The organism is Corynebacterium sp. HMSC074C01, assembly GCF_001814605.1.
GTDB lineage: Bacteria > Actinomycetota > Actinomycetes > Mycobacteriales > Mycobacteriaceae > Corynebacterium.
On the sequence record NZ_KV817280.1, the window covers coordinates 229,094 to 255,328 of the forward strand.

Genomic DNA, 26,235 nt, shown 5'->3' on the forward strand with positions numbered 1-26,235 from the left:
AGCAACGAAGGCCCTGGTCAACACCCCAACTTTGTGGGGACCGCGTCAACCACAGACTGTCTCTTCCTTAACCCAGGAAGCGACTACTTCGCCGCGCGTAGTCAATCCATACGGAACCCTATTGGGTTTGAGCACAGACTGCTGTGGGCAAGCTTAGTACTGCGCAGGCGGTGATTCCAAACGACGCGACCAAAACATCGCCACAGGATTGTTGATGGATGCGCGAATCTTTCCCCTGAAGCACCATGGGTTTCTTCTTTAACACGTTATCCACAGATCTATCACCGACTCTTTCTTTGAACCGCGCCCACGCGCAGGCTTGAGGTCATGCGTCACCGTCTTCTTTATCTATTGGGTCTCCTGTTCACGTGGGCTGTGCTTGTCGACGTCCCCTTAGCCGCCGCCTTCGTCGACCCCACCACCGGAGAACCGGTTGCTTCTCGAGTCTTGCGTGGCTTCGAGCCTCCTGAGAAGCGGTGGATGGCTGGCCACCGCGGTGTCGATCTGGACCTACCTGTCGGCGGGAAGGTTCGCGCCGCCGGCGATGGTGTCGTATATTTCGCCGGCTCCATAGCGGGCAAACCGGCCCTTTCGATTGCTCATGGCAACGGCCTACGCACCACTTATCAACCTGTGTTTGCGCGGGTCAAGAAGGGCGAGAGTGTGAAAGAAGGGGACGTAATCGGAACGCTCGCCCCGTCCGTGGACGGCTATCCGGGGCTGCATTGGGGCGCGATTGAGGGCCGAGAGAACTACGTTAACCCACTAGACCTGCTCGGGGAACCTGTCATTCGGCTCAAGCCCGTGGGTGAGAACGGGCGTAGACGTCCTTAAGCCGCTGAGCAGAAACGTGTGTGTAGACCTGCGTGGTTTGCAGAGAGGAATGGCCGAGCAATTCTTGCACGATGCGTAGATCCGCTCCGCCCTCGAGCAGATGCGTAGCTGCGGAGTGGCGTAGCCCGTGCGGGGTGAGGCCCGGCGCACCCGTGACCTGTGCGGCGCGCTCGACGACGCGACGGACCTGACGTGCGTCGATGCGCCGGCCGCGTGTGCCCACAAACACCGCTTCAGTCTCGCCGGCGAGCTCGGGGCGGCCTGTCTTCAGCCAAGCGCAGAGCGCATCATGAGCAGCATCCCCAAAGGGGACGACACGCTGCTTATTGCCCTTGCCGGTCACGCGAGCTGTGCGGCGGGCAAGGTCGATATCGCCGACGTCGAGGCCGACGAGTTCCGCCACGCGCACACCGGTGGCGTAGAGGAATTCGAGCATGGCACTATCGCGCAGAAAGTGAATCTCGTCGGTAGAGACCGCATTGCCCATCAGCTCCCCCGCCGCGGTGGGTGACATCACGGTGGGCAGATGCTTGCCCACCTTGGGCGTGGCAAGACGCTGCGCCACATCAGTTTTTAGGAAGCCTTCACGCGCAGCCCACGTGGAAAAAGCGCGCACCGCGGCGGTCCGACGCGCCAAGGTGGAGCGGGACTTACCTTCAGCAACGGCGTGGGCTAACCATTCGCGCAGAGAATTCAGCGTAAATGCTGCGAATTCGGGGACTTCCGCTGCCAGCAGGCGCAGGTCAGAGTAATAGCCGCGGACGGTCGCTTCAGAGCGGCCGCGAACGATGCGCTGGAATTCAGCGAAGTCCTCGATCGCCTCTTCGAGCTGGCTGCCCACGTTCCGCTCACTACTGCCACTTTCACCACTCATGTCTCATGAGTGTACTCAGGTGCGCTGCCACATCGCGCCTGAGCGGGTGATCACCCCCATCTTCTGCATCGCCACGAGCAGGTGAATAGTCAGCGCCACCCGCATTCCTGCAGCCGCCGCGATATCCTCTGCGCTCGCGCCTTCCTCCGCGGTTTCCGGCGGTGTGGAGTCATACACCCGAAGTTCATTGCGAGACAGACGCTGCCCCGCAGTCGGCTGAAATTCCAGTTCATACTGACCCGCCACGTCCACCTCGCCTGCTTTGCCAACCAGCCCCCGAACCTCGTCTGCCGAAGCCACCAGTTGGGCCCGCCCATCCTGGATGCGTTGATGACAGCCCAGCGATCCAGACGTCGTTATAGGGCCTGGTACTGCCATGGCAACCCTGCCCAATGCTTCCGCCCAATTCAAGGTGTTGAGCGCGCCAGAACGGAATCCTGCCTCAACCACCACGGTGCCGCTCGTCATCGCCGCCACAAGACGGTTACGGGATAGAAAACGATGACGCTGCGGCCGCGTGCCCGGCGCGAATTCAGACGCGATGCACCCTTTCCCCGCGATCCTGTCAAAGAGTGCGGCATTGCGCGCTGGATAGGAAATATCGATGCCGCACGCCGCTACCGCCACCGTTAAACCTCCTGCATCCAGAGCAGCTTCGTGGACTGCTGTATCAACGCCCACCGCCCCGCCGGAGACTACTGTCCAGTGATGAGCGGCGAGACCGCTAGCTAAAAGGGTGCCAGCTTCCCAGCCATAGCGACTCACCGCGCGCGTGCCCACGAGGGCCACAGATTGGGATACCGCTTCGCGCAGGTTTCCACCGCGTACCCACAGACTGTGCGGTGGAACTGCTTGGTCATCAAACGTTGCCGGGGCATCAACCACCCCTTGATGATAGAAACCGAAGGCACGGGAGAACTCTTCCCCGGGCCACTCAGCATCCGCGGGCGTAATAAGCCGAGCGCCTTCCGCATCTGCTACAGCCAGGTCTTCGTCTTGCCGCAGCCACTCACGCCGCGAAGCCGTGGCTTGCCTCAGGGGCCCAATCCAATCCTCTCCTTTGTAGATTCCCCGAGCAATCTCCTCAGCCGAGTATTGGGTCAACAGCGCGTGAAGAGTTGGTGAAGGACCCTCCACCACGCGATTGAGATAGGCCCACGTGTGCCGACTAGTCGAAAGGTTAAGCTCGCTCATGCCGCCAGCCTTTCAATCGTCCCTGCCCCGCGAAGATCCAGCGCCCGGCTGACGTGCTCGAGCTCAGGGCGTGCGGACCCATCGAGGTCTGCCAACGTCCACGCCAGGCGCAGCACGCGGTCGACCCCGCGTTGACTCAGTTCTCCTTCCGCCAGATAGGCCGAGAGCATGATCATCGCTGACTCCGCCGCCGGACGGTGGCGCCGCAGGTAGGAGGCGGACACGGCACCATTGACCACGGCTCCCAGCCCGTCGCCCTCCCAGCGCGCCTTCATGCGTTCACGGGCGGCGGCCACGCGCTGCGCTATCTCCGCGGAGCTCTCCTCCCCTTCAGCATGAAGCACCGCGGATTGCCCCGATAGCGACACGATGATGTCGAGGCGGTCCCGCAGCGGCCCTGACAGGTTCGACAGATAATTCATTCTGTCAGCCGCACGGCACTCGCAGCGCGCTGGTTCTTCGGCACCACACCGGCAAGGGTTCGCGGCTAGTACCAGTTGGAATTGTGCAGGGAAGATGACTTCTCTGCTCGCTCGCGTCAGGCGCACCTGACCTTCTTCTAAAGGGGCGCGCAAGCTATCGAGAACCTGCGCGGGAACCTCACTGACTTCATCGAGGAAGAGCACACCATGGTGGGCTAAGCTCACCGCACCTGGCCGCGGACGCCCCGAACCGCCACCAATCAGCGCGGCCCTGGTAACCGAAGCGTGCGGTGCAATGAAGGGGGCCCGGGAAATCGCAGTGCCGACAGCGCCGGCCACAGAGTGAATGGCTGTAGCTTCGACGGCCTGTTCCGTGCTCAGGCGCGGCAAAATACTCGGCAAGCGCGAGGCAATCATCGACTTTCCAGAACCGGGCGGTCCCACCATCATCACGTGGTGACCGCCGGCGGCAGCGACTTCCGCTGCCCACTTGGCCTCCCTCTGGCCAGCCACCTCACTGAAGTCCGCCACCTGTTCGCGGGCTGGGACTTCCGTATGGGCGATGAGACGTGCATCCGGCAAACAATCACTCCCGCATGCCCAGGCGAAAGCATCCCACAGGGTCTCGGCTACGAGCACTGTCATGCCGGGGACCAATGCCGCTTCCGCCGCGTTGCCTACAGGAATGATGAGGGTGTCATAGCCTTGCGAGCGTGCCGCCAGGATGGCCGGAATGATGCCGGAAACGGGGCGCACCTGCCCATCCAGTCCTAGCTCACCGAGCACGAGCGCCCCGCTGAGCCGGTTCTTGTCGCTCTGCCCTGCCGCCAGGATGGACAGAGCCATCGGGAGATCAAAATGTGCCCCGGCTTTAGGCAGCGACGCCGGTGACATGGACACCACGACCTTCGTCTTGGGCCATGGCAAATGCGAATTGCTCACCGCGGTGCGAATGCGGTCTCGTGACTCAGAGATCGCGGCATCACCCAGCCCCACCACGTGGACTCCGGGCAGCCCGGGGCCAACGTTGGCCTCCACTGTGACTACCCGGGCAAGGACTCCATCCAGCGCAATCGTGTCGCATCTACCGAGAGCCATGATCGACTCCCTGGAAGTATTCCACTTCAAACGCCTCCCCCGACTTCGCCCCGGTGGCCACAAGCCCGAGCACGTCAAAGCGAATCTTGTTTAATGCCTTGGCCTCACTCCGGGCAGAGCTCAGCCACTGCGCGGCCGCTTTGCGCAAACGTGAAAGCTTGCGCGGGGTTACCGCTTCCGCGACGCCAAAATTGCGTGTAGCCCGGGTCTTTACTTCGCAAAAGACGATGGTCCCATCGGGTTCACGCACGACGAGATCGAGCTCGCCCACGCGGTAGTGGACGTTCGCAGCGATGACCTGCGCCCCGCGCGCACGATAAAAGTCAGCGGCGAATTTTTCCCCCGCTTTTCCCAGTGCATCCGCCGGGCGGATGGTCTGGCCCACTGTCGGTGAATGCAAAGTGGTTGCTAGATTTCTTGTCACTATGGTGCTCCTTGGAATTGAACGTGTACACAACACGCCGTAAGCACGACACAAGAAAATCCCCGTGCCGCACACCCCTTACGGCACTTCCAGAACACCCCATTAACTGCAATATGGCGAGGGCTTCATCCCTCGCCACGGCAAATCTGTGGATAACTAGTCCGGGGTCACCTTGATAGCGTTTCCCCGCACTCTCCTACCTAGAATTCTATTCAGGGAGAACAAAGTCCGGCTTGTCCAGCTCTTCAATATTGACGTCCTTGTAGGTGATCACACGGACATAGCGCACAAAACGCGCCGAGCGGTACATGTCCCACACCCAGGCATCCGACATGCGGACCTCGTAGTAGACATCCGGGCCTGAGGTGTGTGGGATGAGCTCCACCGCGTTGGCCAGGTAAAACCTGCGTTCTGTTTCCACCACATAGGAGAATTGGCTGACCACATCACGGTATTCGCGGTACAGCGACAGCTCGACTTCAGCCTCGTAGTTATCGAGTTCCTCAGCGCTCACGGTGTGCTTCTCCTTCGCTCACAATTACCCGGGATCACGGTGTCACAGATTGAGCACCAGCTTAGTTCGCACTTGCCGCCTAAGCCTTCAGGCGCGCGCGAGGAATCGCGCATGAGCTTCAGCAACATTGCGATAACTCATGCGGTGCTCAGGCGTCGCCCCCAGCTGGGCGATGGCCTCCTGATGCACAGCTGTGCCATAGCCCTTATGGGTTTCCAGAGCATAGCCCGGGTATTGCTTCGCCGCATCCACCATGAGGCGGTCCCGGGAAACTTTGGCCAAAACACTGGCCGCGGCGATGCATCGCGCGGCGGTATCACCACCGATGATCGGCAGCTGCGGGGCAGGTAGGCCGGGGACGAAGAGGGCGTCGCTTAGCACGTAGCCCGGATGAACCTCCAGTTGTGCCACCGCACGGCGCATCCCTGACAAGTTGGCGTGCTGAATGCCAAAGGCATCGATGTCCCTCGCACCTATGTGCACCACCGACCAGGCCAGCGCGCGGCGTTTGATCAGCGGCTCCAGCTTTTCCCGGGCCGCCGGCGTGAGCTTCTTCGAATCATCAAGCCGTTCCAAGCCGGGCAGGATGCAGTCCGGAAGGATGCACGCGGCGATGGTCACTGGCCCGCAGCATGCCCCGCGCCCGGCTTCATCCACCCCTGCAACAGGCCCGAGCCCTGCTTTGGAGAGCGCGACCTCATAGGTTCTCTTCTGTTTCAGACGGCGCATGGTGGTTAGAGCGGAATGTCCTCGATAGTCTGTGCACGGCTAATCGGTACCACCACGGCAGCGACCTTCCCACGCACGTTTTCTACGGGGACGGTGCCTTGAAACTTATCACCCAGATGGGCGCGTGAATCCAAGGAGTTTGTGCGGTTATCCCCCATCACCCACACATGCCCCTCGGGAACCGTAACGGGACCAAAGTAGGCACCCCCGCAGGCCAGCGAGCCTGTGCGCTCATCGACGGGTATCTCCGGCGGGTCAAGGACAAAGTCCTGGTTGGTGGGCTTGCCGTCCACCATGACGGCCGAATCCCCTTCCTGGCAGGACACGGTCTGGCCACCAGTCGCGATGACCCGTTTGACCAGAATGTTATCGCCGTTGGGTGCTAGCCCCACGACGGCAGCCATGTTTTGGACACCGCGCACAAGCACATTGCGGGAACGCTTGACCTCAAAAGATGTGTTCCAGGATTCCGGACCAGCGAAGACCACTACCTCGCCGGGACGTGGATCGCTGAAGTAGTAGCTCACCTTCTGCACGGCGATGCGATCATTCGTGCATCCCGGGCAACCGTGCAAGGTGGGCTCCATGGAGGAAGACGGGATAAGGTACAGCCTTCCCACGAAAGCTTGAATCAGCGCCAGCGCCACGAAGGTGACTGCTAGCGCCGACAGAATATCGCGGACTCTAGGACTGGATGTCCGGGTCATCGACTCCACCAATGCGGTTGAAGGGGAAGAAGACGAACATGACCTTACCGCGAACGTTCTCCAGCGGGATCGTTCCTTGGAACTCATCCTGCATGTGATAGCGCGAGTCCGCAGAGGCAGTGCGGTTATCTCCCATCACCCAGATATTGCCCTCCGGCACGGTCACAGGGCCAAAGTACGCGCCGCCGCAGGCATAGGAACCAGTGGTTTCATCAACGCGATAGGTCGGTGGATCCTGCACATAGTCCTGCTCAATAGGCTTGCCGTCCACCATGACTGCCGGATCCCCTTCTTGGCAGGACACCGTCTGACCACCGGTGGCAATGACGCGCTTGACCAGCGTGTTCTCATCGGGCGGGGTAAGCGACACATAGCTCAGGGCGTCCTGAATGCGGTGGATGACCGGGTTATCGGAACGCGGGGATACCCAATTGCTGTCCCAGTCCGGGGTGCCTTTGAACACCACGACATCACCGGGCTCCGGGCTGTTATCGCCGTAATACGAAACCTTCTCGGTAAAAATGCGGTCATTATTGCAGCCTTCACAGCCATGCAACGTCGGCTCCATGGAACCGGAAGGGATGACGTACTGCCGGCCCACAAAGTTCTGGAAAATGCCGACGACCGCGAGCACAGAGACCACCACGAGGGCCGTCTCCAGCAACCAGGGCATCTGCTTCTTTTCCTCAGCTGGGGGCGCCGTGCTTTCCGACGTCTCTCCCCCAACTTCCTGGGGACCTTCAGTAATGTCGTTTTCTTTTTCCACGGGCTAAATCCTAGCAATGCACCTTAAGCTCACGGGCCTTGCGGGTCCGCGGCGTGGTGTTGACATCCCTTTTTGCCGCCAAACGTGGATCACAAAAGCCCTTCGCCATTCCTCGCGATGAGAGAAAGGCGAAGGGCTGTGACGCGCCGTAGATTAGCGGCGCTCCTTGATGCGGGCCTTCTTGCCGCGCAGGTCGCGCAGGTAGTACAGCTTGGCGCGACGGACACGGCCGCGGCGAACTACCTCGATGGAGGCAATGTTCGGGGAGTGAACCGGGAAGGTACGCTCAACGCCGATGCCGAAGGAGACCTTACGCACGGTGAAGGTCTCGCGGATGCCGTCGCCCTGACGGCGGATGCAGACACCCTTGAAGAGCTGGGTACGCTCGGTGGTGCCCTCGATGACCTTGACATTGACGTCAAGGGTATCGCCCGGGCGGAAGGACGGGATATCGTCGCGCAGCGAAGCTGCATCAACCTTGTCAATGAGGTTTGCCATTGGTGTTTTCCTTTTCAGTTTAAGACAGAGGACCCTAGCGCCACCTCGCGGCAGCTGACCGGTTCGTGCCTATTACACAGAACATCGCCATCTTTCCACACCCCACCCCCGCAGAACAAATTGTGCCAAACGCCTGACATCTCCTTACTGCGGGCTCTAAGGTGGGTGGCGCACTGATACCCCACGGGTGCCCACGGGAAGTGGGCTGAGAGTGGCGCTGATACCGCGCCTGCACCGTTTGAACCTGTCTGGTTAGCACCAGCGAAGGAAGAGAGGAGCAGCCATGACGGCTACCCATAACCCCATCCAGTCCACCGACTCCGGCGAGATCCACCCCAAGCACTCCTACTCCCCCATACGGGAGCACGGCCTGGAGGTACCGGAGACCGAGATCCAGCTGGATGATTCCCCTACCGGCCCGAATGAACCTTTCCGCATCTACCGCACCCGCGGCCCGGAGTGCGAGCCCGAGGTAGGCCTGCCGGCGCTGCGCGCGGAGTGGATTGCAGAGCGCGGGGACGTCGAGAAGTACGAGGGCCGTGCCCGCAACCTCGCCGATGACGGCCGCTCCGCCGAGCGCCGCGGTGCTGCTTCGCAGGAGTGGAAGGGTGAGCGTCGCCAGCCGCTGCGCGCGAAGGAAGGCAAGCGCGTCACCCAGATGCACTTCGCGCGCCAGGGCATCATCACCAAGGAGATGGAGTTCGTGGCCCTGCGCGAGCACTGCGACCCGGAGTTTGTGCGCTCCGAAATCGCCCGCGGCCGCGCCATCCTGCCCAATAACGTGAACCACCCGGAGTCGGAGCCGATGATCATCGGGCGGAAGTTCCTCACCAAGATCAACGCCAACATCGGCAACTCCGCGGTGACGTCCTCCATTGAGGAAGAGGTGTCGAAGCTGCGCTGGGCCACCCGCTGGGGCGCGGACACCGTCATGGACCTCTCCACCGGCGATGACATCCACACCACGCGCGAGTGGATTCTGCGCAACTCGCCGGTGCCCATCGGCACCGTGCCCATCTACCAGGCGTTGGAAAAGGTAAACGGCGTAGCTGAGGACCTGACGTGGGAAATCTTCCGCGATACCGTTATCGAGCAGTGCGAGCAGGGCGTGGACTACATGACCGTTCACGCCGGCGTGCTGCTGCCCTATGTGCCGTTGACCACGGACCGCGTCACCGGCATCGTCTCCCGCGGCGGCTCCATCATGGCGGGCTGGTGCCTGGCACACCACAAGGAGTCCTTCCTCTACGAGAACTTCGATGAGCTGTGTGAGATCTTCGCGCGCTACGACGTCGCCTTCTCATTGGGCGATGGCCTGCGCCCCGGCTCGCTGGCGGATGCCAACGACACCGCCCAATTCGCTGAGCTCAAGACCATCGGTGAGCTCACCCGGCGCGCCTGGGAGTATGACGTCCAGGTCATGGTGGAAGGCCCGGGCCACGTCCCGCTCAACATGATTCAAGAAAACAACGAGCTGGAGCAGGACTGGGCTTCGGATGCGCCCTTCTACACGCTGGGCCCACTGGTCACCGATATTGCCCCGGGCTATGACCACATCACCTCCGCCATTGGTGCGGCGCACATCGCCATGGGAGGAACAGCCATGCTGTGCTACGTCACCCCGAAGGAGCACTTGGGTCTGCCCAACCGCGATGATGTGAAGACCGGCGTGATTACCTACAAGCTCGCCGCCCATGCGGCCGACGTGGCCAAGGGCCACCCAGGGGCGCGCGCCTGGGATGATGCGATGAGCAAGGCCCGCTTTGAGTTCCGCTGGCACGACCAGTTCGCGCTCTCCCTCGACCCAGACACCGCGCAGGCCTACCACGATGAGACCCTGCCCGCGGAGCCGGCGAAGACCGCGCACTTCTGTTCCATGTGCGGGCCGAAGTTCTGTTCCATGCGCATCAGCCAGGACATTCGGGATACCTTCTCCGACTCCCTTGGTATGCCAAGTTTCCCGGGCAAGGGAGCCATCGATCCGGAGGTCGTGGCAGCTGCCCGCGCGGGCGAGAAGCAGATGTCGGAGGAGTTCAAGGCCCAGGGCTCACAGCTATACCAGGAAGAAGAGACCACACATGCCTGATCTTCGCTGCTACTTCGTCACGGGCGCGGGCTCGCATGAGGACGTCGTGCGCATCGCTGCCGCTGCGGCCCGGGGCGGCGCCGGGGTGGTACAAGTTCGTTCCAAGCCGATTTCCGCCCGCAACCTCTACCACTTAGGCCGCGACGTGGCCCGCGCGGTGGAGCAGGCCAACCCAAAAACGCGCGTGCTTATCGACGACCGCGTCGACGTCGCCGCCGCCCTCCGCCACGCTGGCGAGCCGGTGCACGGCGTGCATATCGGCCAGGATGATCTGCCCGTGGCCGCTGCCCGTACGCTGTTGGGGCCGGACGCGATTATCGGTTTGACCACCGGCACACGCGAGTTAGTCGAGGCCGCCAACGAAGTAGCAGACCTGATTGATTACATCGGCTGCGGCCCGTTCCGCGCCACACCGACGAAAGACTCCGGGCGCACCCCGTTGGGGCTTGATGCCTACCCGGATTTGGTGAAGCTCTCCCGCGTCCCCCTCGTGGCCATCGGGGATGTCACCGCCAACGATGCAGCCGATCTTGCGGCAACCGGCGTGGCCGGCCTAGCCGTCGTGCGCGGCATCATGCATGCCGATGACCCGGAAATTTATTGCCGCGAGCTGCTGTCCGGTTTCGACGAAGGTGCGCGATGAGTACTAGCTCTGATTCTTCAGTCATCGTTGTCGGCGCGGGCGTCATTGGCCTGGCCACCGCCGTGGAACTGGCCGCCCAGGGCCATGAGGTCACGGTCTTGGATCCGGCCCCGGCCTCTGGGGCTTCGCACTATGCCGGCGGCATGCTCGCCCCCGCCGCAGAGGTGGTCTACCAGCAGGATCCACTCTTCCCGCTGATGCGTGCCTCCGGCGCGTGGTATCCGGGGCTCATCGATCTGGTCGCCGCACACACAGAGGTGCCCACCGGCTACCGCGCCGAAGGGACCCTCGTCGTCGCGGCTGATCGCGCGGATGCTCAGCACCTCACCGAGCTAGCGGATTATCAGTCCCTCCACGGTATGGAGGTCGAGCGCATCACCGTGCGCGAAGCCCGGCGCGCGGAACCTTTGCTCTCGCCACGTCTGGCTGCTGCGGTGAGCATCCCGGGTGACACTCAGGTCTTCCCCCGTCAATGGACAGCTGCACTGCTCAGCGCTGCCCAAGCGCTCGGTGTGCGTTTCTTCCGCACGGCAGCACAGTCAATCAATGCTGACACGGGCGTGGTCACGACGGCCGTCGGCGAGTTCGAAGCTGAACAGGTGGTGCTCGCAGCAGGCCTGGGAGCACGCGAGATCGAGTGGGCTGCCTCGGCCGGGCTTGAACAGTCCCCGCTCCACCTGCGCCCGGTGTACGGCGATATCCTGCGCCTGCGCGTACCGGAAGAGCTCCAGCCGCTGCTCACCCGCGTGGTGCGCGGCTTCGTGGAGGACCGCCCCATCTACCTCATCCCGCGCGGCGATGGAACCTTGGCGGTTGGCGCTACAACCCGCGAGGACACTCTTGCCACGGCCCAGGCCGGCGGCGTCTACTCGCTGCTTCGCGACGCCATCCGCGTCCTCCCCGCCGTCGAAGAATGCGAGTTCCTCGAGGCCAGCGCGGGAGCTCGCCCCGGCACCCCGGATGACCTTCCCTATCTTGGCCGCGTCAGCGACCGGCTGATTATCTCTACCGGCTATTTCCGCCACGGCATCCTGCTCACGGCCCTGGCCGCGCGCTGTGCCCGCGAGCTCATCGAAGGAACCGATCCCAGCATCGATCTCGCGGCCTGTAACCCATTGCGACACCTCAAGGAGCAACAATGATCCTCATCCTCAACGGCCACCCTTATGACACGGCGGCCGATACCGTCGCCCAGCTGCTGGAAGAAAAAGGCATTGCCGCCGACGGCACCGCGGTGGCCGTGGCCGAACAGGTCGTTCCCCGCTCACAGTGGGAGTCCACCACACTCACCGAGGGCGCAGCCGTGGAAATCCTCACCGCAGTCCAAGGAGGTTAAATGCTGACCATCGCCGATACCACCTTTTCTTCCCACCTCATCATGGGCACCGGAGGGGCCACGAGCCACGACGCCCTTGAGCGTGCGCTCGTCGCCTCCGGAACCGAGCTGACTACCGTGGCCATGCGCCGCCACGCTGGTACCCGTGGTGGTGAGAGCATCTTCGACCTGTTGCGTCGGTTAGACATTGCCCCACTCCCCAACACCGCCGGGTGTCGCACCGCGCACGAAGCCGTCCTCACCGCCCGCATGGCCCGTGAGGCGCTGGGCACGACGTGGGTCAAAGTAGAGGTCATCGCTGATGAACACACGCTGCTGCCCGATGTCGTGGAGACCCTCGACGCCACCGAGCTCCTGAGCGCCGAAGGTTTCACCGTGCTGGCCTATACCAGCGACGATCCCGTGGCCGCCCAGCGCCTCGAAGATGCCGGCGCTGCGGCCGTCATGCCGCTGGGCGCTCCCATCGGCACTGGGCTGGGAATCCTCAACCCGCACAACCTCGAGCTCATTTGCTCACGCGCCTCAGTGCCCGTGCTTGTCGACGCCGGCATCGGCACCGCCTCCGATGCCACCCTCGCCATGGAGCTCGGGTGCTCCGGTGTGCTGCTCGCCAGCGCAGTCAACCGCTGCCAGGATCCCGAGGCCATGGCCACCGCCATGCGCCACGCCGTCGAAGCGGGACGACTAGCCCGAAGTGCAGGGCGCATCCCGCAGCGCGAACATGCCCAGGCATCCTCCACCTTCGAGGGCCTAGCCTCCTGGGCCGACCAAGTTCTCTAGACCTGTGGCACTGATCGCCGCCGCGAGAGGGACCTATGCTCAGCAAAGATGAACTCGCCCGCACCGCGCGCCAACGCCTTCTACCCGGCTTCGGTGACGCGGCCCAGGAGCGGCTCAATGCCGCGCACGTGCTCGTCGTGGGCGCCGGCGGGCTGGGCTGCCCGGCCCTCCAGCAGCTAGCGGCGGCTGGCATCGGGCGCATCACGATTATTGATTCCGATACCGTCGATATCAGCAACCTGCACAGGCAGGTGCTGTTTGGTGCGGGGGACGTCGGCAAGCCCAAGGCAGAGGTGGCCGCTGCGCGCGCCCGCGAGCTTGCCCCCGAGCTACAGATCACCGCGCTCAACGCGCGGCTGACTTCCTCCACCGTTCTTGACCTCTGCGCAGGGTCTGACCTCGTCCTCGACGGTTCCGATACCTTCGACACGAAATACCTCGTCGCCGATGCCTGCGAGCTCACCTCTACCCCGCTGGCCTGGGGAACCGTGCTGCGCTACGGCGGGCAGGCCGCGCTGTGGCACTCCGGCAATGCATGTGCTGACGGGCGCGGCGTGGGCTTGCGTGATCTCTTCCCCGCCCCGCCTAACGGCGAGGCTCTCGAGTGCTCGACGGCCGGGGTGCTGGGCGCAACGACGTCGGTGATTGCAGGGCTCATGGCCACCGCGGCGGTCGCCACGCTCGGCGCACTCCCAGATCATCGGGACATGGTCGGGCGCGTAACCTCCTACGACGCGCTCCCCGGTAACTTCCGCACGCTGCGGGTGGACGCCGATCCCGACCGCTCCCTCGTTACTGCCCTACCTGCCCGACACACCCTGCCGCCGGAACTTGTCACCGGTCATGCTGCCCTCCTCGATATCTCCGAGGAGCCCAACTTTCCAGAGGCCGCGGTGACACTGCCCTGGCATACCGTCACCGATGATGATTCCGTGCGTCGTGCGCTGACTTCGTGCGCCTCCGAACTGGTCTACGTGGCCTGCCCCTCCGGTGGGCGCAGCGCTGGCTTTGTCCTGCGCTACGCCGACCTCGCTGCAGACATGGGCATCGAGCTACGCAACCTTCCCGGTGGGCTCGCAGCACACGGCTATTAGGCGCCAGCCACCGCCGGAGTGCGGAAGAGGTGCTCGTCAAGGATGCGCGCGGTGCCATGGTGGCGAGCCCGGAAAATCACGCAAGAGGCCACCAGTGCCAAGGCGGTCACGATGAACAGCACCGCAATGCCCGCCCAGAAGGTGCCGTCGTGGATACCGTCGGTGGCGCGGGTAAAGGCGTTTTTCGCATAGGTCATCGGATGGAAAGGATGCAGCATGCTCAACGGCCGCGGAATAGCCGCCACCGGCCACACGCCGCCGAAGACCATGACGCCTAAGGCAAAAGCACCGACGGCGAAGACAGCACCAATCTTGCGGCCGAAGGTTACGAGGAAGAACTGGTAGGTCGCCGCGCCGACGGCGGCAATCGCTGCGATGACGAGCAGCATCATCGGCCAGCTGGCAGGACTCCAGCCCATCGTGGAGGACATAACGCCTATGAAGGCCAAGACCAAGAAGTTCAGACCCGCCACCACGCCAAAGGCTGCCAGAATGCCACGCACCGGACTCGTGGCCGACTCGCCGCGACGACCCAGGTAGTACGGCAGCGTCATCGCCAGCAGCAGCATGACGAGGAAGCCAAAGACCAGAACGAAGAGCAGCGAGGCGCCGCCCGTGATGTTCTTCTCGGTCGGGTCAACCGGGCTGACCACCGTCTGTACAGGGTGGAGGTTAGAGGAGGTGAAGTTGATGGGCACGGCCATGTTCTGCGCCGACGTATCCGGCTGGGTAATGGAGGGGGCTTTGGCGGCGCCGTCGGCAAGCTTGGTGGCCAATTCATTGGAGCCGGCCTTGAGCTGGTCCATGCCGTCCTTGAGCTCCGTGCCGCCGGCGGCCAGCTGGCTCGTGCCGTCCTTCAGCGTGCCGGTGCCCTCATGCAGGCGGGAAGCACCGTCCTGCAGCTGGGCGGCGCCGTTGCTCAGCTCGCCGACGCCTGCCCGCAACTGCTGCGAGCCATCGGACAAGCGGTGCGCGCCGTCATTGAGCGCTATCATGCCGCCCAGGTACTCCGAATTGGGATCGGACAGGTTGTAGTAGAGCTGGCCGGTGCCGGCGGAGAGCTTCTCCAGTTGCGCCACCATGTTTCCACTGGCAGCCGGGTCGAGCTTGGACACCAGGGAATAGAGTTGCTCAGCTTGCTGGTGCATGCCGAGGCCGCGGAGGACGTCGACAAGCTGCAGCAGCGCCGGGGCCACAGCCTGCGCCTGCTTGAGCACCGGGATGAGCATCCCGGTGAGCTGGTTTACACCGCCATCGATCTGGCCCGCGCCATCCGCTAGGCGGCCGGTGCCGGCGAGCAGTTTGTCGGAGCCGTCGGCAAGCTGGGCGGCACCATCATCCAGCTGCGCCGCACCACCGCTCAAGCGCCCCACGCCCTCGTTGAGACGGGTCGTGCCGTCCAGCAATTGGCCCGTACCGTTGTTGAGATCGCCCGCGCCGGCGTCCAGCTTGGCGATTCCCTCGACCGCTCGCCCGCCGCCTTCCTGCAGCCTCCCCGCGCCTTCGTCGAGCCGGCCCGCGCCCTCGGCGGCGGTGCCCAGGCCATCGCTGAGTTTATTCAGCCCCTCGATGACCTGATCGGCGTATTTCTTGGAAATCGCATTCTCCACGCTGGTCTGCACCTGCGGGATGAGGCTGGAGGAAATCACCGAACCATTCGTGCCGTAGTAGTCATTCGTAGCGAAGTGAATCTCCGGTTTTACCGGTTTATCGCTGATGATGGTGACGGCCTGCTCCGAGAAGTTCTTCGGGATGGTCACCACCATGAGGTATTTGCCCTTGAGCAGACCCTCATCCCCGTCGCCCTTGCTGACTTCAGCGAAATTCAGATACTGCGTCTCCATCAGGCCTTCCACAACCTGGTCACCGTAGTTGGTATAGGTGCCCTGCTTCTCGACGCCCGCGTCCTCATTCACCACCGCCAAGTCAATGTTGCGCATGTACTTGGAAGGGTCCCACATGGCCCACATCATGGTGCCGGCGATAACGATGGGTGCGACGAGGAGAAAAACGATGAGCACGCGCGACAAGGTACTCGTGGGGCGCCAATCGAGGACGCGGTGCCACCCCATGGCCTCGCTGTCGTGGCCTGCCGCGCTCTGGGTAGCAGCGCTCCCCTCGTACGGCATTCTGCGCGAAGCGCTATTCGCCCCTGCTTCCCGGTTGGATTCATCCTCACGGCTCATGCCTGCCTCCTTGACGTGATGATTCAGGTCCGCTTTTATTCGTTTATCCAGCCATTAAAGCTAGACACCCAAACGTGAGCGAGGCCACTAAGTCATTTGTTTCAACAAACATACCACCGATTAAGTTGACATTGTGAACTTATAGCCATTCGTCTCGTTGTGCCGCGCTGCGCACCACCTGAGTTACATCACCCAGCACTCCCCTGTGACGGGCGGGCGAGTGCATTCGAATCGGGCTTTCATCCGGCAAGCCCCTGCCCTTTACAGCCTGTAGGCAGGGCGTTTTCTTCTCCGGTTGCGGGGCCGCGTGGCCTGTTTTAGGCTCTGTGCACATGGGGGATATTGAAACCTACATCCGCCTTCGCAACTCGGGGATTGCGCTGGTGGAAGCAGCAACCAGCACACCCGAAAGCTTGCGCGCACTTGGCGCCTCGCACGGCGATGCGGAGGAGCTGGCGTCGCTTCATGCCATCTATTTCGGCGATACCCGCTTCACCGGCAAGCAGCGCACCGCCCGCCAGGCGGCCCAACGCCAAGGCCACGACCTGGCCACGCTGAGCCTGATTGAGTCCTACACCGCGAAGCTGAAGAAGCAGGTTGACGTCTGGAATTTGCGCGTCGCGCTCGCCTCCGTGCCCTCGGAACGGGTGCCTTCAGTGGCGGCGCAGCGAGTGAAGGAACTCAAACCGAAACGCGTGCCTTCACCAGGAGTGCGGCTGACTTACCGCAAGAATGGTCCTTACTCGCTCACGGTTACTGATTCCGCGCTCAACATCTCCACCATGCGCAGCACCCTGGAGTCCATTAACCCCACCGACCTCCTGGACGCCACCCGCCAGGTCTTCTTTAAAGAAGGAGTGGGGTCTCGGCCGGCAGTGGGAACAAACGTCGTGATAACACTCGACGAGCTTGACAAAATCATCCGCCACGACGGCGACGACATCGAGCTCGAACTCACCAACGGCGGGCGCATGAGCGGCGCGGAGTTTCTCACCTACAAATTCGCCGAGACTGGCTACGCCACATTAGTCCACCCCACCATCGGCCCGGTGTGGCTGCACCGGCTTTCGCGCTTTGCCAGCCTCGAGCAGCGCATCATGGCCAGCGCGGAGCACCCCACCTGCGCGATCGAAGACTGCAACAAGCCAGCCGATTACTGCCAAGTCCACCACATCGTCCCCTGGCAAGCGGGCGGGGAAACCAATCCGCCCAACCTAACCATGCTGTGCGCCTACCACAATGGCATCAACGACGATGACCCGACAAGCCCGACCGGCAGAGGCTACGTCTTTCGGTTGAAAGGACCGGTTGACTACATCCCGCCCTGGGGAACGCCGATTACAGCGCAGCCGGCCTACCAAGAAGCCGTAAATCGACAGGCCGCAAGCCCGACGAGCACCCCTACAAGCCAACCACCCGATCCGCCGGACATACGCCCATCACCACCCACCACTGCGCCGCCGCACGAATAATCTTCGCCGCAGCTTAACCGCACACGTCCGCACGCCGAACCGGCACCCCGACCCCCTTAACTCGGCGGACTCAGCCTTGCGCCACGCGGAAACCTCAACGTTTGCGAGGTCCTCCGCGCCTTCGGCGATCGCTCCACCCCACGGGCTTGTCCAACCCACCGTCCGTACAGAAGAAGCCGCTGAAAACTCGCAAACCCCCAACCGTTTGAACAGTCAGGGGGTTTGGTGCGCAACTAGGTGAACTTTAGAAGCCGGCCTTCTTGAGGGCATCGGCCATCGAACCACCGCCGCCGCGGTCCGAGCGGCCACGCCCACCGTCGCGGCGGGAGTTGCGACGGTCGGAGCGGCCGCCGCGCCCCTCGGAACGCCCACCGCCGTTGCGGCGCTTGGGGGCGGGCTGGCCGGGTTCGTCGTCAAGCCGCAGCGACAAGCCAATGCGCTGGCGCTCCACGTCGACCTCCATGACCTTGACCTTCACCACCTGGCCCGAGCGGACCACATCGTGCGGGTCAGAGACGAACTTGTGGCTCATCGCGGAGACATGAACAAGACCATCCTGGTGCACGCCGACGTCAATGAAGGCACCAAAGGCCGCAACGTTGGTCACGGTACCCTCCAGAATCATGCCCGGTTTCAAGTCCGAGACCTTGTCTACGCCTTCCTTGAAGGTAGCCGTCTTGAATTCTGGGCGCGGGTCGCGGCCCGGCTTATCCAGCTCCGCGATGATATCCGTCACCGTCGGAACACCAAAGGTCTCGTCGGCGAAGTCTGCCGGCGACAGCGTCGTCAACACTCGCGAATTGCCGATGAGCTCCGACACCCCCAGACCGGTCTTCTCCGCGATGCGCGCCACCACCGGGTACGCCTCCGGATGCACGGCCGAAGCATCCAGCGGGTCCTTACCGCCATTGATGCGCAGGAAGCCCGCCGCCTGTTCGAAGGCCTTCGGCCCCAAGCGCGGCACCTTCTTCAGCTCCTTGCGCGAGGCAAACGTGCCATTCTCATCGCGGTAGGCCACGATGTTGGCCGCAATCGTGGAGTTCACGCCGGCCACGCGCTCGAGCAACGGGGCCGACGCCGTATTCAGGTCCACGCCGACGCCATTCACCGCGTCTTCCACCACGCCATCGAGCGTGCGCGCAAGTGCGACTTGGTTGACGTCATGCTGGTACTGCCCCACGCCAATCGCCTTCGGGTCAATCTTCACCAGTTCCGCCAGCGGGTCCTGCAGTCGGCGCGCGATCGAGACCGCGCCGCGCAGGGAGACGTCCATGTCGGGAAATTCATCGGCTGCCAGCTGCGAAGCCGAATACACCGACGCGCCGGCTTCCGAGACCACGACCGGGTTCGGCCGCTTCCCACCCGCCTGCGCGATGAGGTCCGCGACTTCACCGGCAAGCTTCTCCGTCTCACGCGAAGCAGTGCCATTACCAATCGCCATAAGGTCCACCGAATGAGCCGCGCTTAACGACGCCAACTCTCTCACCGCCTCGGCCCACTTCTGCTGCGGCTGGTGCGGGTAGACGATGGTGGTGGCAAGGACCTTACCCGTCGGGTCGACGACCGCGCACTTGACGCCGTTGCGGTAGCCCGGGTCCAAACCCAGCGTCGCGCGCTGGCCCGCTGGGGCCGCCAGCAGAACGTCGCGCAAGTTGGTGGCGAAAACCTTGAGTGCGCCTTCCTCGGCCTTCTCTTTCAGGCGCATGCGCACGTCGAGGCCCGAGGAGATGGAGAGTTTGGTGCGCCAGCCCCAGTGGACGGCGTCGGCAAGCCAGCGGGACGTAGACACGTCCAGGTCGAAGCGGTCTGCGATCATGCCCTCATACATGGCGTCATCACCGGCATCGAGGTTGAGCTGCAGCACGCCTTCGTTCTCGCCGCGCAACAGCGCCAGGATGCGGTGCGAAGGAAGCTTGTCGAAGGGCTCAGAGAACTCGAAGTAGTCCTTGAACTTCGCGCCCTCGGTTTCCTTGCCTTCCACCACACCGGCATTCATGGAACCGCTGGTGTACATGCGCTCGCGGACCTCACCGACGAGATCCGCGTCCAACGCAAAGCGGTCCACCAAGATAGCGCGAGCACCCTCAAGGGCCTTCTTCGTTTCCTCGAAACCTTCGGTGAGATACTCCCCTGCCAGCTCGGCCGGATCCGCCGAGGGATTCTCGATGAGCTTATCCGTGAGCGGCTCCAGGCCGGCCTCACGCGCGATATCCGCCTTGGTCTTGCGGCGCTTCTTATACGGCAGGTACAGATCCTCCAGGCGCGCCTTGGTTTCGCAGCCCTGGATGAGGGCACGCAACTCGTCGGTCAGCTTGCCCTGCTCCTCAATCGCGGCGAGCACCGTTTCCTTGCGCTCCTCCAGTTCCCGCAGGTAGGTCGAGCGCTCCTCGATGATACGCAGCTGCGAGTCATCCAGCCCGCCGGTGGCTTCCTTGCGGTAACGGGCAATGAACGGAACGGTGTTACCCTCCGCCAGGAGCTTGAGGGCGGCTTCGACAAACTGTTCTTTGACGCCCAGCTCTCCAGCGATGGTGGCTGCGATATTCACAAAACCTCTTTTTGGGTCGGGGACTTAAGACCTTCTCACCCTATACCCCGCCCTGCCACGCGCAGGAAGTGCCCAGGCCAAACTCGGTGTGACCAATCTCTGAGGTTCCGTACCAGAGTGTGTGCGGCGGCAAGCACTCCGCGACGGCGGCGGTGACCTTGGTCAGCGGCAGTTCAGAGGCGCCGTTGACGATGACGCGCCACACGTGTTCGCTCACCGGCGGCTGGCCGTGCTTATCCATGTACTCATTGACCAAGATGTTGTCGGGTTCGCAGGTAAATGACACGACCTCGGCGTTGATGTCCTGTGGCTCGACTCCGCCTTCGTGCAGGCGCTGCGGCATGTCTTTGAGGACCTTGTTCCATTCAGCCTCAGTCATAAGTATTGACAAGTCAGTACTCACGTCCATCTCAATCCTCCTTTAGGGTTTCCAGGTAGGCGCGATCGGTGTCACTTAACTCTGCCGCGTCCAGCAGCTCTGGGCGGCGCTGCCATGTTCGCGCCAGCGACTGCTCGCGGCGCCACCGGTCCACGCGGGCATGGTCACCAGAGGTCAGCACGTCCGGGACCTTGAGGCCGCGCCACTCGCGCGGCTTGGTGTAGCTGGGCCCCTCCAGCAGGCCATCGGAGAAGGAATCCTCTTCGTGCGAGCGCCGGTTCCCCAGCACTCCGGGGATAAGGCGTACCACAGCTTCGGCGATGACCAGCACGGCCACCTCGCCGCCGATGAGCACATAATCGCCGATGGACACCTCTCGCACGCGGTAGCGCTGCGCGGCATCCTCGACGACGCGCTGGTCGATGCCCTCGTAGCGCCCACACGCGAACACAATGTGTTCCTCGGTGGACCACGCTTGTGCATCGGCTTGCGTAAAAGGCTTTCCCGCGGGAGTCGGCACGATAAGCAGCGGCTTGTCCGAATTCTCGCTTTCGCCATAGGAGCGTGCCTCGACGCCATGGATGTCGTCGTGGCGCGGCTTGCTCAGGTGCGGCAGAGCGCTCTGCAGATCCCGGGTCGAGGCGGTGCCAGAGGAGACGTCGTCAAGCGCCGGCCCCCAGACCTCAGGCTTCATCACCATTCCGGGGCCACCGCCGTAGGGGGAATCGTCGACAGATTTGTGCACGTCGGTGGCCCACTGGCGCAGGTCGTGCACGCCCACCGCAAGCTTTCCCTGCTCGATGGCCTTGCCCAGCAGCGCGTGGCGCAGCGGGTCGAGGTACTCCGGAAAAATGGTGAGAACGTCAATCCTCATAGGTCGAGCAGCCCTTCCGGCGGGGTGATGGTGCAGGTCCCCGCCTCCAAATCAACCTCCGGCACGATCTCCTCCACGAAGGGAACGAGCGCTTCTTTACCTTCGGTGAGAGTGATTTCAAGGAGGGACTGCGTGGGACCGTGCGTCACGCCGGTCACCTCGCCCACCTCACTACCATCAAGGAGAACGCGCAGACCTTCTAACTCGTGGTCATAGAAGCCGTCGTCTTCCGGGTCATCCAGGGGTTCGGCGAAGAACTGGGTGCCGCGCAGGGAATCCGCGGCCGTGCGGTCCGGGACTTCCTTGAACGTGATGAGCAGGCGCCCCTTGTGGGCGCGCACCGCAGCGATGGTGAGTTCGTGTTCCTTCTTGCCTTGTGTGCCGTGGAGAACCTCGCCGACGGCGAATCGGGTCTCAGGGGAATCGGTGGTCACCTCGACGGAGACCTCGCCTTTAATGCCGTGGGATTTCACCACGCGACCAATGAGTAGTTCCATGCCTGCTAGCTTAACGGGCTACGCTGGGGCGGCATGACTGAGCTTCCGATCAATGATGTGACCACCTTTGGCGACGCCTCCCACAACAGCGCCGCCCTCACAACGCTAAACCTGCTCGATGAGGCGCCTGAACCGAACCCATCGCGCCCCAGACCAGCCGTTAAGCGGGTCCTCAGCGCCGATGGCGCGAACCTCATCCTCTTTTCGTTCCTACCTGGACAAGACCTACCTGACCACAAAGCCGCGCACCCTATCACTGTCCAAGTGCTACAAGGAGCGGTGACTTTTAGTTGCGGAGAAGAAGAGCACGTGCTCGTTCCCGGACAAATCGTGCACCTTCCGGCGCGCATACCACATGCGGTGTCCTGCAGCGATCAACCTGCACTCATGCTGCTCACCATGTTAACGCCGAACATTGGCGCGAATGTCTAGACTTTTAGTACGATACTTTTATTGTGAGTAGTTCGAAGCCGTATCACCATGGAAATTTGCATGAAGAGATCCTCCGGGAGGCCATCAAGCTCGGCCGGGAAGGTGGACCGGAGGCGGTGACGATTCGCGCGGCAACGCGCGCGGTCGGTGTCTCCCCGACAGCCGCCTACCGTCACTTCAAGGACCAAGCCGCGCTTCTCGACGCCGTCGGGACCGTCGCCACCTACGAACTCATCACCAAGCTCAGCGATACCTTCGAAACGACGGAGGGCACCATCATTGACAAAATGATGGCGGCCGGTTTCACCTACTTCCACCATGCCTTGGAAGAGCCGCACTTCTTTATGTGCATGATGGCCGCGAGCAGCTTTGATATTCCGGCCGGGCTCGTAGCCGCGGCTGAGGGGCCCGGCGAAGACCCCCGTGTACAAGCCATGTTCAATTTCTACGGCTACATGGCACAGTACGCGCGCTCGATTGGCCAGGAACCCAATAGGCAGCACATGATGCAGAATTGCCTAGCCGGATGGTCCACGGTGCACGGTTTCACAGTCTTGTGCCTCAGCGGTCATTTGGGATCGCTACCGGAGGAAAAGGTGGAAGCTATGGCGCAGTCGGTTATTGCCTCCGCTGTCCGCGGGTTGGACTTCGAAAATCCTCTGGAGGTCCGCCTCCCACGGCCGAAAAACTAGATAATCCCCGCGACCTACAGGTCAGCGGGGTTAATCTTTTAGCCGAGTAGAACTTACTCTGCGGACTCCTCAGCCTCAGCGGAGTCGGCCTCTTCAGCCTTAGCAGCCTCTTCCTCGGCCTTAGCAGCCTCAGCAGCAGCGGCTTCCTCAGCAGCCTTCTCGGCGGCAGCCTTAGCCTCGGCCTCTTCCTTGGCCTTGCGCTTCTTCTCGGTGATAGCCTCGATGGTCGGGCCGTTGTTGGCCTCAGCCAGTGCAGCGTTGAAGAGGTCCAGCTTGGACGGCTTCGGCTCAGCAACCTTCAGGGTGCCCTCTGCGCCCGGCAGACCCTTGAACTTCTGCCAGTCACCGGTCACCTTGAGCAGTGCGAGAACCGGCTCGGTCGGCTGTGCGCCGACACCCAGCCAGTACTGAGCGCGCTCGGAATCGATCTGAATCAGGGACGGCTCCTGCTTCGGCTGGTAGATACCGATGTTCTCGATAGCCTTGCCGGAGCGACGGGTGCGTGCATCAGCAACGATGACACGGTACTCAGCGTTGCGGATCTTACCCATACGCTGCAGCTTGATCTTAACGGCCATGATTGGCTCCTTTTCTAGTCACCGGGCAGTTCAGACACGCGCCGCTTGGTGGCGCGCCGGTTCAACCCTTGAATTTTATCCTGCGCGTGACGTGCCGGCCGTCCGTAGGCGGTACCGACGTTACGCAGAGATGAAGTTTTACGTGTCCTCCACGCGGTGCGTGAACAACCTCAACAACTTTAGCGGAACCCACACGAGATAGGAAATTCCCCTTAGCTCTTGCGTGGTTAGGCCTTACCCCGCGAAGGGGGTAGTCTGTAATGCGGTTATTTCGACGCCACACAATCCTCTTTTTATGAATAAACAAGCCCCCTCTACATTCCGCTACCGTTATGACCTCGACGGCCTCCGCGGCATCGCGATCGCCTTGGTTGTTCTGTACCACGTCTTCGTTGGTCGTGTCTCAGGTGGCGTCGATGTCTTCCTCCTGCTTTCCGGTTACTTCTTCTTAGGCTCGCAGCTGCGCTATGCCGCACGGCCGAATGCCTCCCTGAACCCGTGGTGGCCCATCTGGCGCACGCTCCGCCGGCTTGTTCCTTCCCTCGTGCTCGTCATCGGCGTGAGCTATGTGCTTGTCCGGCTCTTCGCGCCGAAGCTCATGAACACGGAGCTCACCAAGCAGATCACTGCGACGGTCTTCTACTACCAGAACTGGGAATTGGCACGGCAGAACGCTGACTACGCCGCCGCTTCAGCAACAACATCGCCTCTGCAGCACATGTGGTCCATGGCAGTGCAGGGCCAGTTCTACCTACTGGGCATCTTCTTCGCCCTTGGCTTGGCCGCTTTCATGCGCCTGCGCCCAAAGAACACGGGGCTGCGAGAACAGCGCTTCTCTTCCATTAATTCCATCGCTGGCCCGATTCTCCTCGTAGTTACCGTCGTCTCTTTTGCCTATGCATCCCGCGACGGACTCTTCGGCACCCCCGAAAATTACTACTCCACATGGTCTCGCGCTTGGGAGCTGACTTTGGGCGCAGTGCTCGTCATTTATGGTTCGCACCTGCGCATGCCGCAGCGCCTGTCCAACCTCGCCACGGCTCTCGGCTTGGCGGCTCTGGCTAGTACCGGCCTAGTTATCTCCGACAGCTTGGCCTTCCCTGGGCCGCTGTCTCTTCTGCCCATCGGCGGTGCAGTACTCATCATCATTGGTTCTGGCGGGTCGTTCTCGCGGGTGCTCACCACCCGGGTATCTCGCTGGCTCGGTGATATCGCCTACCCGCTCTACCTGTGGCATTGGCCGCTACTCATCATTTCCATCGCCGCGCTCGGTCTTGAGACTCCTCCGTGGTGGCTCGGATCCATCATCATCGTGGTGTCGCTGGGCTTGGCGGACGTGACGCACCGTTTCGTCGAAAAGCCCCTGCGCCAGCACCGCAAACGCCCGCTTGCCGACGACCTCCCCGTCCACCGCGGTTTCGCCGACCTTCGCACGCGCACCGGCGCTCTGCGCGGCGTTGGCGGAGTCGTCGTCGCCGCCTGCACCGTTGCACTCGTGGCCGTTCAACCGCTGTGGCTGCGCAGCCTACAGGAGGCGAACCACGAAATCCTCGACCCGAAGCTCTACCCAGGGGCAACGACCTTCGTCGAGAACATCACGCCGCCTGAGAACGTAGAGATCAAGCCTGATCCGATTCTCGCGCGTGGCATCCAGCCGCCAGTCGCCGATAACTGGTGCTTCATCCCGGAACAAGAGCCAACGGACTACTTCATCGAGACCCAGAAGGACGGCGTGACGCCGTGCATCTTTGGTGACGTTGATTCCGACGTCGAGGTCTACTTAGTAGGCGGTTCGCACGCGGAGCAGTACTCTTCGGCCTTGGATCACTTGGGCCGCGAGATGGGTTTCAAGCTGGTTCCGCTCACCCGCGTGGGTTGCCCCATTGAGCTCGGCGATGAACTGAGTGTCAAGCCTTCTTGCGCCGAGTGGAGCAAGGAAGCGGTCAAGCGCATTATCGACGCGGACCCGGCCCTCGTAGTTTCTAATTCAACGCGCCCCGGTCAGCCCTTGGGTCACGGCCCAGACGCTGTCCCGCCCGGCTATAAGGCCTTCTGGGACGAGTTGGCCAAGCACGATATTCCCTTCTTGGGCTTCCGTGATAACCCGTGGGGATTCGATGAGCACGGCAATGGCCTCCAGTTTGATGAATGCTACGTAGCCACCCAGGATTCCCTCGGCTGCGGCATGCGTTTCGAAGAGGTCTACGCTCCCTATGACCCCGGCGCCGAAGTCCTCTCCCAGTACAAGAACATGCTGGCCGTGGACACCTCGAAGTGGTTCTGCGATGCCAACGGCGATTGCCCGGTCATCATCGGCAACATCATGGTCTACCGCGATATGCACCACTTCACCAAGGCCTTTGCGGATTCGGCCATCCCGCTCATCCGTGAAGCCATCACCCCCTTCCTCAATGGCGAGACGGTGCAGCAGCAGCCCCCGCAGATTCCGACGGACAGTCCCATGGTGCCCCAGACCGCTGAGACGTCACCGGCCACACCCGCGGTGCCTATCCCCTATCCTGCATATCCAGCAGATAAAGCCATTTAATCCAAAAGGGCCGGCGCTAAAAAGCGCCGG

26 protein-coding genes and 1 riboswitch are annotated in these 26,235 nt (G+C 62.5%); of the genes, 11 read left to right on the plus strand and 15 right to left on the minus strand.

Annotated elements, in window-relative coordinates; genetic code table 11:
• The first annotated feature begins 327 nt into the window (after positions 1 to 327).
• Positions 328 to 834 (plus strand): murein hydrolase activator EnvC family protein, encoded by a 507-nt coding sequence (locus HMPREF2978_RS07700; RefSeq protein WP_070526997.1) that lies wholly within the window; start codon positions 328 to 330, stop codon positions 832 to 834.
• Here HMPREF2978_RS07700 and HMPREF2978_RS07705 read toward each other — a convergent pair.
• The 9 genes from HMPREF2978_RS07705 to rplS form a co-directional block, all read right to left on the minus strand.
• Positions 797 to 1,708, minus strand: a complete 912-nt coding sequence (locus HMPREF2978_RS07705; protein WP_070744857.1) for a tyrosine recombinase XerC — start codon at positions 1,706 to 1,708, stop codon at positions 797 to 799. The genes HMPREF2978_RS07700 and HMPREF2978_RS07705 overlap by 38 nt on opposite strands.
• A 15-nt stretch (positions 1,709 to 1,723) precedes the next feature.
• On the minus strand, positions 1,724 to 2,902 hold the full coding sequence (dprA, locus tag HMPREF2978_RS07710; protein ID WP_070744859.1) for a DNA-processing protein DprA: 1,179 nt from the start codon (positions 2,900 to 2,902) through the stop codon (positions 1,724 to 1,726).
• Entirely contained in the window at positions 2,899 to 4,422 is a 1,524-nt protein-coding gene (locus tag HMPREF2978_RS07715) for a YifB family Mg chelatase-like AAA ATPase (protein ID WP_070744861.1), read from the minus strand. The genes dprA and HMPREF2978_RS07715 overlap by 4 nt, the downstream gene beginning before the upstream one ends.
• Positions 4,409 to 4,846 carry a YraN family protein gene (locus HMPREF2978_RS07720; protein WP_070744863.1) on the minus strand — a complete coding sequence of 146 codons (438 nt, stop codon included), beginning with the start codon at positions 4,844 to 4,846 and terminating at the stop codon, positions 4,409 to 4,411. Before HMPREF2978_RS07720 ends, HMPREF2978_RS07715 begins: the two co-directional genes overlap by 14 nt.
• Positions 4,847 to 5,054: 208 nt before the next feature.
• Positions 5,055 to 5,360 carry a DUF2469 domain-containing protein gene (locus tag HMPREF2978_RS07725; protein WP_005528899.1) on the minus strand — a complete coding sequence of 102 codons (306 nt, stop codon included), beginning with the start codon at positions 5,358 to 5,360 and terminating at the stop codon, positions 5,055 to 5,057.
• Positions 5,361 to 5,447: 87 nt separating this feature from the next.
• Positions 5,448 to 6,089 (minus strand): ribonuclease HII, encoded by a 642-nt coding sequence (locus HMPREF2978_RS07730; RefSeq protein ID WP_070744865.1) that lies wholly within the window; start codon positions 6,087 to 6,089, stop codon positions 5,448 to 5,450.
• Between the two features lie 5 nt (positions 6,090 to 6,094).
• Positions 6,095 to 6,796, minus strand: coding sequence for a signal peptidase I (gene lepB, locus HMPREF2978_RS07735; protein WP_070744867.1), 702 nt, complete (start codon positions 6,794 to 6,796; stop codon positions 6,095 to 6,097).
• A complete protein-coding gene (gene lepB, locus HMPREF2978_RS07740) occupies positions 6,774 to 7,562 on the minus strand; it encodes a signal peptidase I (protein ID WP_070744869.1) in 789 nt (262 codons plus the stop codon). The genes lepB (HMPREF2978_RS07735) and lepB (HMPREF2978_RS07740) overlap by 23 nt, the downstream gene beginning before the upstream one ends.
• A 153-nt stretch (positions 7,563 to 7,715) precedes the next feature.
• Positions 7,716 to 8,060, minus strand: coding sequence for a 50S ribosomal protein L19 (gene rplS / locus HMPREF2978_RS07745; protein ID WP_010190405.1), 345 nt, complete (start codon positions 8,058 to 8,060; stop codon positions 7,716 to 7,718).
• A 173-nt stretch (positions 8,061 to 8,233) separates the two neighbouring features.
• Positions 8,234 to 8,348, plus strand: a riboswitch (TPP riboswitch).
• Here rplS and thiC point away from each other — a divergent pair.
• From thiC to HMPREF2978_RS07775, 6 genes are all read left to right on the plus strand, one after another.
• Positions 8,344 to 10,146 (plus strand): phosphomethylpyrimidine synthase ThiC, encoded by a 1,803-nt coding sequence (gene thiC / locus HMPREF2978_RS07750; RefSeq protein ID WP_070744871.1) that lies wholly within the window; start codon positions 8,344 to 8,346, stop codon positions 10,144 to 10,146. It overlaps the preceding riboswitch by 5 nt.
• Positions 10,139 to 10,789, plus strand: coding sequence for a thiamine phosphate synthase (locus HMPREF2978_RS07755; protein WP_070744873.1), 651 nt, complete (start codon positions 10,139 to 10,141; stop codon positions 10,787 to 10,789). The genes thiC and HMPREF2978_RS07755 overlap by 8 nt, the downstream gene beginning before the upstream one ends.
• Positions 10,786 to 11,931 (plus strand): glycine oxidase ThiO, encoded by a 1,146-nt coding sequence (gene thiO, locus HMPREF2978_RS07760; protein ID WP_070744875.1) that lies wholly within the window; start codon positions 10,786 to 10,788, stop codon positions 11,929 to 11,931. The genes HMPREF2978_RS07755 and thiO overlap by 4 nt, the downstream gene beginning before the upstream one ends.
• Positions 11,928 to 12,125 carry a sulfur carrier protein ThiS gene (thiS, locus tag HMPREF2978_RS07765; protein WP_070526963.1) on the plus strand — a complete coding sequence of 66 codons (198 nt, stop codon included), beginning with the start codon at positions 11,928 to 11,930 and terminating at the stop codon, positions 12,123 to 12,125. Before thiO ends, thiS begins: the two co-directional genes overlap by 4 nt.
• Positions 12,126 to 12,905, plus strand: coding sequence for a thiazole synthase (locus HMPREF2978_RS07770; RefSeq protein ID WP_070526959.1), 780 nt, complete (start codon positions 12,126 to 12,128; stop codon positions 12,903 to 12,905).
• Positions 12,906 to 12,940: 35 nt separating this feature from the next.
• Positions 12,941 to 13,999: a ThiF family adenylyltransferase gene (locus HMPREF2978_RS07775; protein ID WP_070526956.1), complete on the plus strand. Its 1,059-nt coding sequence runs from the start codon at positions 12,941 to 12,943 to the stop codon at positions 13,997 to 13,999.
• On the opposite strand, the gene HMPREF2978_RS07780 is transcribed toward HMPREF2978_RS07775, so the two are convergent.
• On the minus strand, positions 13,996 to 16,185 hold the full coding sequence (locus HMPREF2978_RS07780) for a YhgE/Pip domain-containing protein (protein WP_070744877.1): 2,190 nt from the start codon (positions 16,183 to 16,185) through the stop codon (positions 13,996 to 13,998). The two genes, HMPREF2978_RS07775 and HMPREF2978_RS07780, sit on opposite strands and share 4 nt — an antisense overlap.
• Positions 16,186 to 16,517: 332 nt before the next feature.
• Here HMPREF2978_RS07780 and HMPREF2978_RS07785 point away from each other — a divergent pair, with 332 nt between their 5' ends.
• A complete protein-coding gene (locus HMPREF2978_RS07785) occupies positions 16,518 to 17,657 on the plus strand; it encodes an HNH endonuclease signature motif containing protein (protein ID WP_070526948.1) in 1,140 nt (379 codons plus the stop codon).
• A 244-nt stretch (positions 17,658 to 17,901) separates the two neighbouring features.
• On the opposite strand, the gene HMPREF2978_RS07790 is transcribed toward HMPREF2978_RS07785, so the two are convergent.
• Genes HMPREF2978_RS07790 through rimM form a run of 4 tightly spaced genes read right to left on the minus strand, consistent with a single transcriptional unit; the run spans position 17,902 to position 21,955 of the window.
• A complete protein-coding gene (locus tag HMPREF2978_RS07790; protein ID WP_070744879.1) occupies positions 17,902 to 20,205 on the minus strand; it encodes a Tex family protein in 2,304 nt (767 codons plus the stop codon).
• Positions 20,206 to 20,245: 40 nt separating this feature from the next.
• Entirely contained in the window at positions 20,246 to 20,614 is a 369-nt protein-coding gene (locus tag HMPREF2978_RS07795) for a hypothetical protein (RefSeq protein ID WP_070526939.1), read from the minus strand.
• 1 nt (position 20,615) lies between these two features.
• Positions 20,616 to 21,458 (minus strand): tRNA (guanosine(37)-N1)-methyltransferase TrmD, encoded by an 843-nt coding sequence (gene trmD / locus HMPREF2978_RS07800; RefSeq protein WP_070744881.1) that lies wholly within the window; start codon positions 21,456 to 21,458, stop codon positions 20,616 to 20,618.
• Positions 21,455 to 21,955, minus strand: a complete 501-nt coding sequence (gene rimM / locus HMPREF2978_RS07805; protein WP_070526934.1) for a ribosome maturation factor RimM — start codon at positions 21,953 to 21,955, stop codon at positions 21,455 to 21,457. Before rimM ends, trmD begins: the two co-directional genes overlap by 4 nt.
• Before the next feature lie 33 nt (positions 21,956 to 21,988).
• On the opposite strand from rimM, the gene HMPREF2978_RS07810 reads away from it, so the two are divergent.
• On the plus strand, positions 21,989 to 22,387 hold the full coding sequence (locus tag HMPREF2978_RS07810; protein ID WP_070744882.1) for a cupin domain-containing protein: 399 nt from the start codon (positions 21,989 to 21,991) through the stop codon (positions 22,385 to 22,387).
• Between the two features lie 56 nt (positions 22,388 to 22,443).
• Positions 22,444 to 23,079 (plus strand): TetR/AcrR family transcriptional regulator, encoded by a 636-nt coding sequence (locus HMPREF2978_RS07815; RefSeq protein ID WP_246818742.1) that lies wholly within the window; start codon positions 22,444 to 22,446, stop codon positions 23,077 to 23,079.
• 53 nt (positions 23,080 to 23,132) lie between these two features.
• On the opposite strand, the gene rpsP is transcribed toward HMPREF2978_RS07815, so the two are convergent.
• Positions 23,133 to 23,657 (minus strand): 30S ribosomal protein S16, encoded by a 525-nt coding sequence (gene rpsP / locus HMPREF2978_RS07820; protein WP_046648030.1) that lies wholly within the window; start codon positions 23,655 to 23,657, stop codon positions 23,133 to 23,135.
• 295 nt (positions 23,658 to 23,952) lie between these two features.
• Between rpsP and HMPREF2978_RS07825 the strand changes: the two genes are divergently transcribed.
• Positions 23,953 to 26,205, plus strand: coding sequence for an acyltransferase family protein (locus HMPREF2978_RS07825; RefSeq protein ID WP_070744884.1), 2,253 nt, complete (start codon positions 23,953 to 23,955; stop codon positions 26,203 to 26,205).
• Positions 26,206 to 26,235 lie beyond the last annotated feature (30 nt).

Bases quoted from the DNA above. Each gene is read 5' to 3' on its own strand.
- thiC (WP_070744871.1), top strand. From the start codon at position 8,344: ATGACGGCTACCCATAACCCCATCCAGTCCACCGACTCCGGCGAGATC.
- rimM (WP_070526934.1), bottom strand. From the start codon at position 21,955: ATGGAACTACTCATTGGTCGCGTGGTGAAATCCCACGGCATTAAAGGC.
- HMPREF2978_RS07785 (WP_070526948.1), top strand. From the start codon at position 16,518: ATGGGGGATATTGAAACCTACATCCGCCTTCGCAACTCGGGGATTGCG.
- trmD (WP_070744881.1), bottom strand. From the start codon at position 21,458: ATGAGGATTGACGTTCTCACCATTTTTCCGGAGTACCTCGACCCGCTG.
- HMPREF2978_RS07705 (WP_070744857.1), bottom strand. From the start codon at position 1,708: ATGAGTGGTGAAAGTGGCAGTAGTGAGCGGAACGTGGGCAGCCAGCTC.
- HMPREF2978_RS07810 (WP_070744882.1), top strand. From the start codon at position 21,989: ATGACTGAGCTTCCGATCAATGATGTGACCACCTTTGGCGACGCCTCC.
- HMPREF2978_RS07700 (WP_070526997.1), top strand. From the start codon at position 328: ATGCGTCACCGTCTTCTTTATCTATTGGGTCTCCTGTTCACGTGGGCT.
- HMPREF2978_RS07795 (WP_070526939.1), bottom strand. From the start codon at position 20,614: ATGGACGTGAGTACTGACTTGTCAATACTTATGACTGAGGCTGAATGG.
- rpsP (WP_046648030.1), bottom strand. From the start codon at position 23,657: ATGGCCGTTAAGATCAAGCTGCAGCGTATGGGTAAGATCCGCAACGCT.
- rplS (WP_010190405.1), bottom strand. From the start codon at position 8,060: ATGGCAAACCTCATTGACAAGGTTGATGCAGCTTCGCTGCGCGACGAT.
- HMPREF2978_RS07825 (WP_070744884.1), top strand. From the start codon at position 23,953: ATGAATAAACAAGCCCCCTCTACATTCCGCTACCGTTATGACCTCGAC.
- HMPREF2978_RS07770 (WP_070526959.1), top strand. From the start codon at position 12,126: ATGCTGACCATCGCCGATACCACCTTTTCTTCCCACCTCATCATGGGC.
- lepB (WP_070744867.1), bottom strand. From the start codon at position 6,796: ATGACCCGGACATCCAGTCCTAGAGTCCGCGATATTCTGTCGGCGCTA.
- HMPREF2978_RS07775 (WP_070526956.1), top strand. From the start codon at position 12,941: ATGCTCAGCAAAGATGAACTCGCCCGCACCGCGCGCCAACGCCTTCTA.
- thiS (WP_070526963.1), top strand. From the start codon at position 11,928: ATGATCCTCATCCTCAACGGCCACCCTTATGACACGGCGGCCGATACC.
- HMPREF2978_RS07755 (WP_070744873.1), top strand. From the start codon at position 10,139: ATGCCTGATCTTCGCTGCTACTTCGTCACGGGCGCGGGCTCGCATGAG.
- thiO (WP_070744875.1), top strand. From the start codon at position 10,786: ATGAGTACTAGCTCTGATTCTTCAGTCATCGTTGTCGGCGCGGGCGTC.
- HMPREF2978_RS07715 (WP_070744861.1), bottom strand. From the start codon at position 4,422: ATGGCTCTCGGTAGATGCGACACGATTGCGCTGGATGGAGTCCTTGCC.
- HMPREF2978_RS07780 (WP_070744877.1), bottom strand. From the start codon at position 16,185: ATGAGCCGTGAGGATGAATCCAACCGGGAAGCAGGGGCGAATAGCGCT.
- dprA (WP_070744859.1), bottom strand. From the start codon at position 2,902: ATGAGCGAGCTTAACCTTTCGACTAGTCGGCACACGTGGGCCTATCTC.
- HMPREF2978_RS07730 (WP_070744865.1), bottom strand. From the start codon at position 6,089: ATGCGCCGTCTGAAACAGAAGAGAACCTATGAGGTCGCGCTCTCCAAA.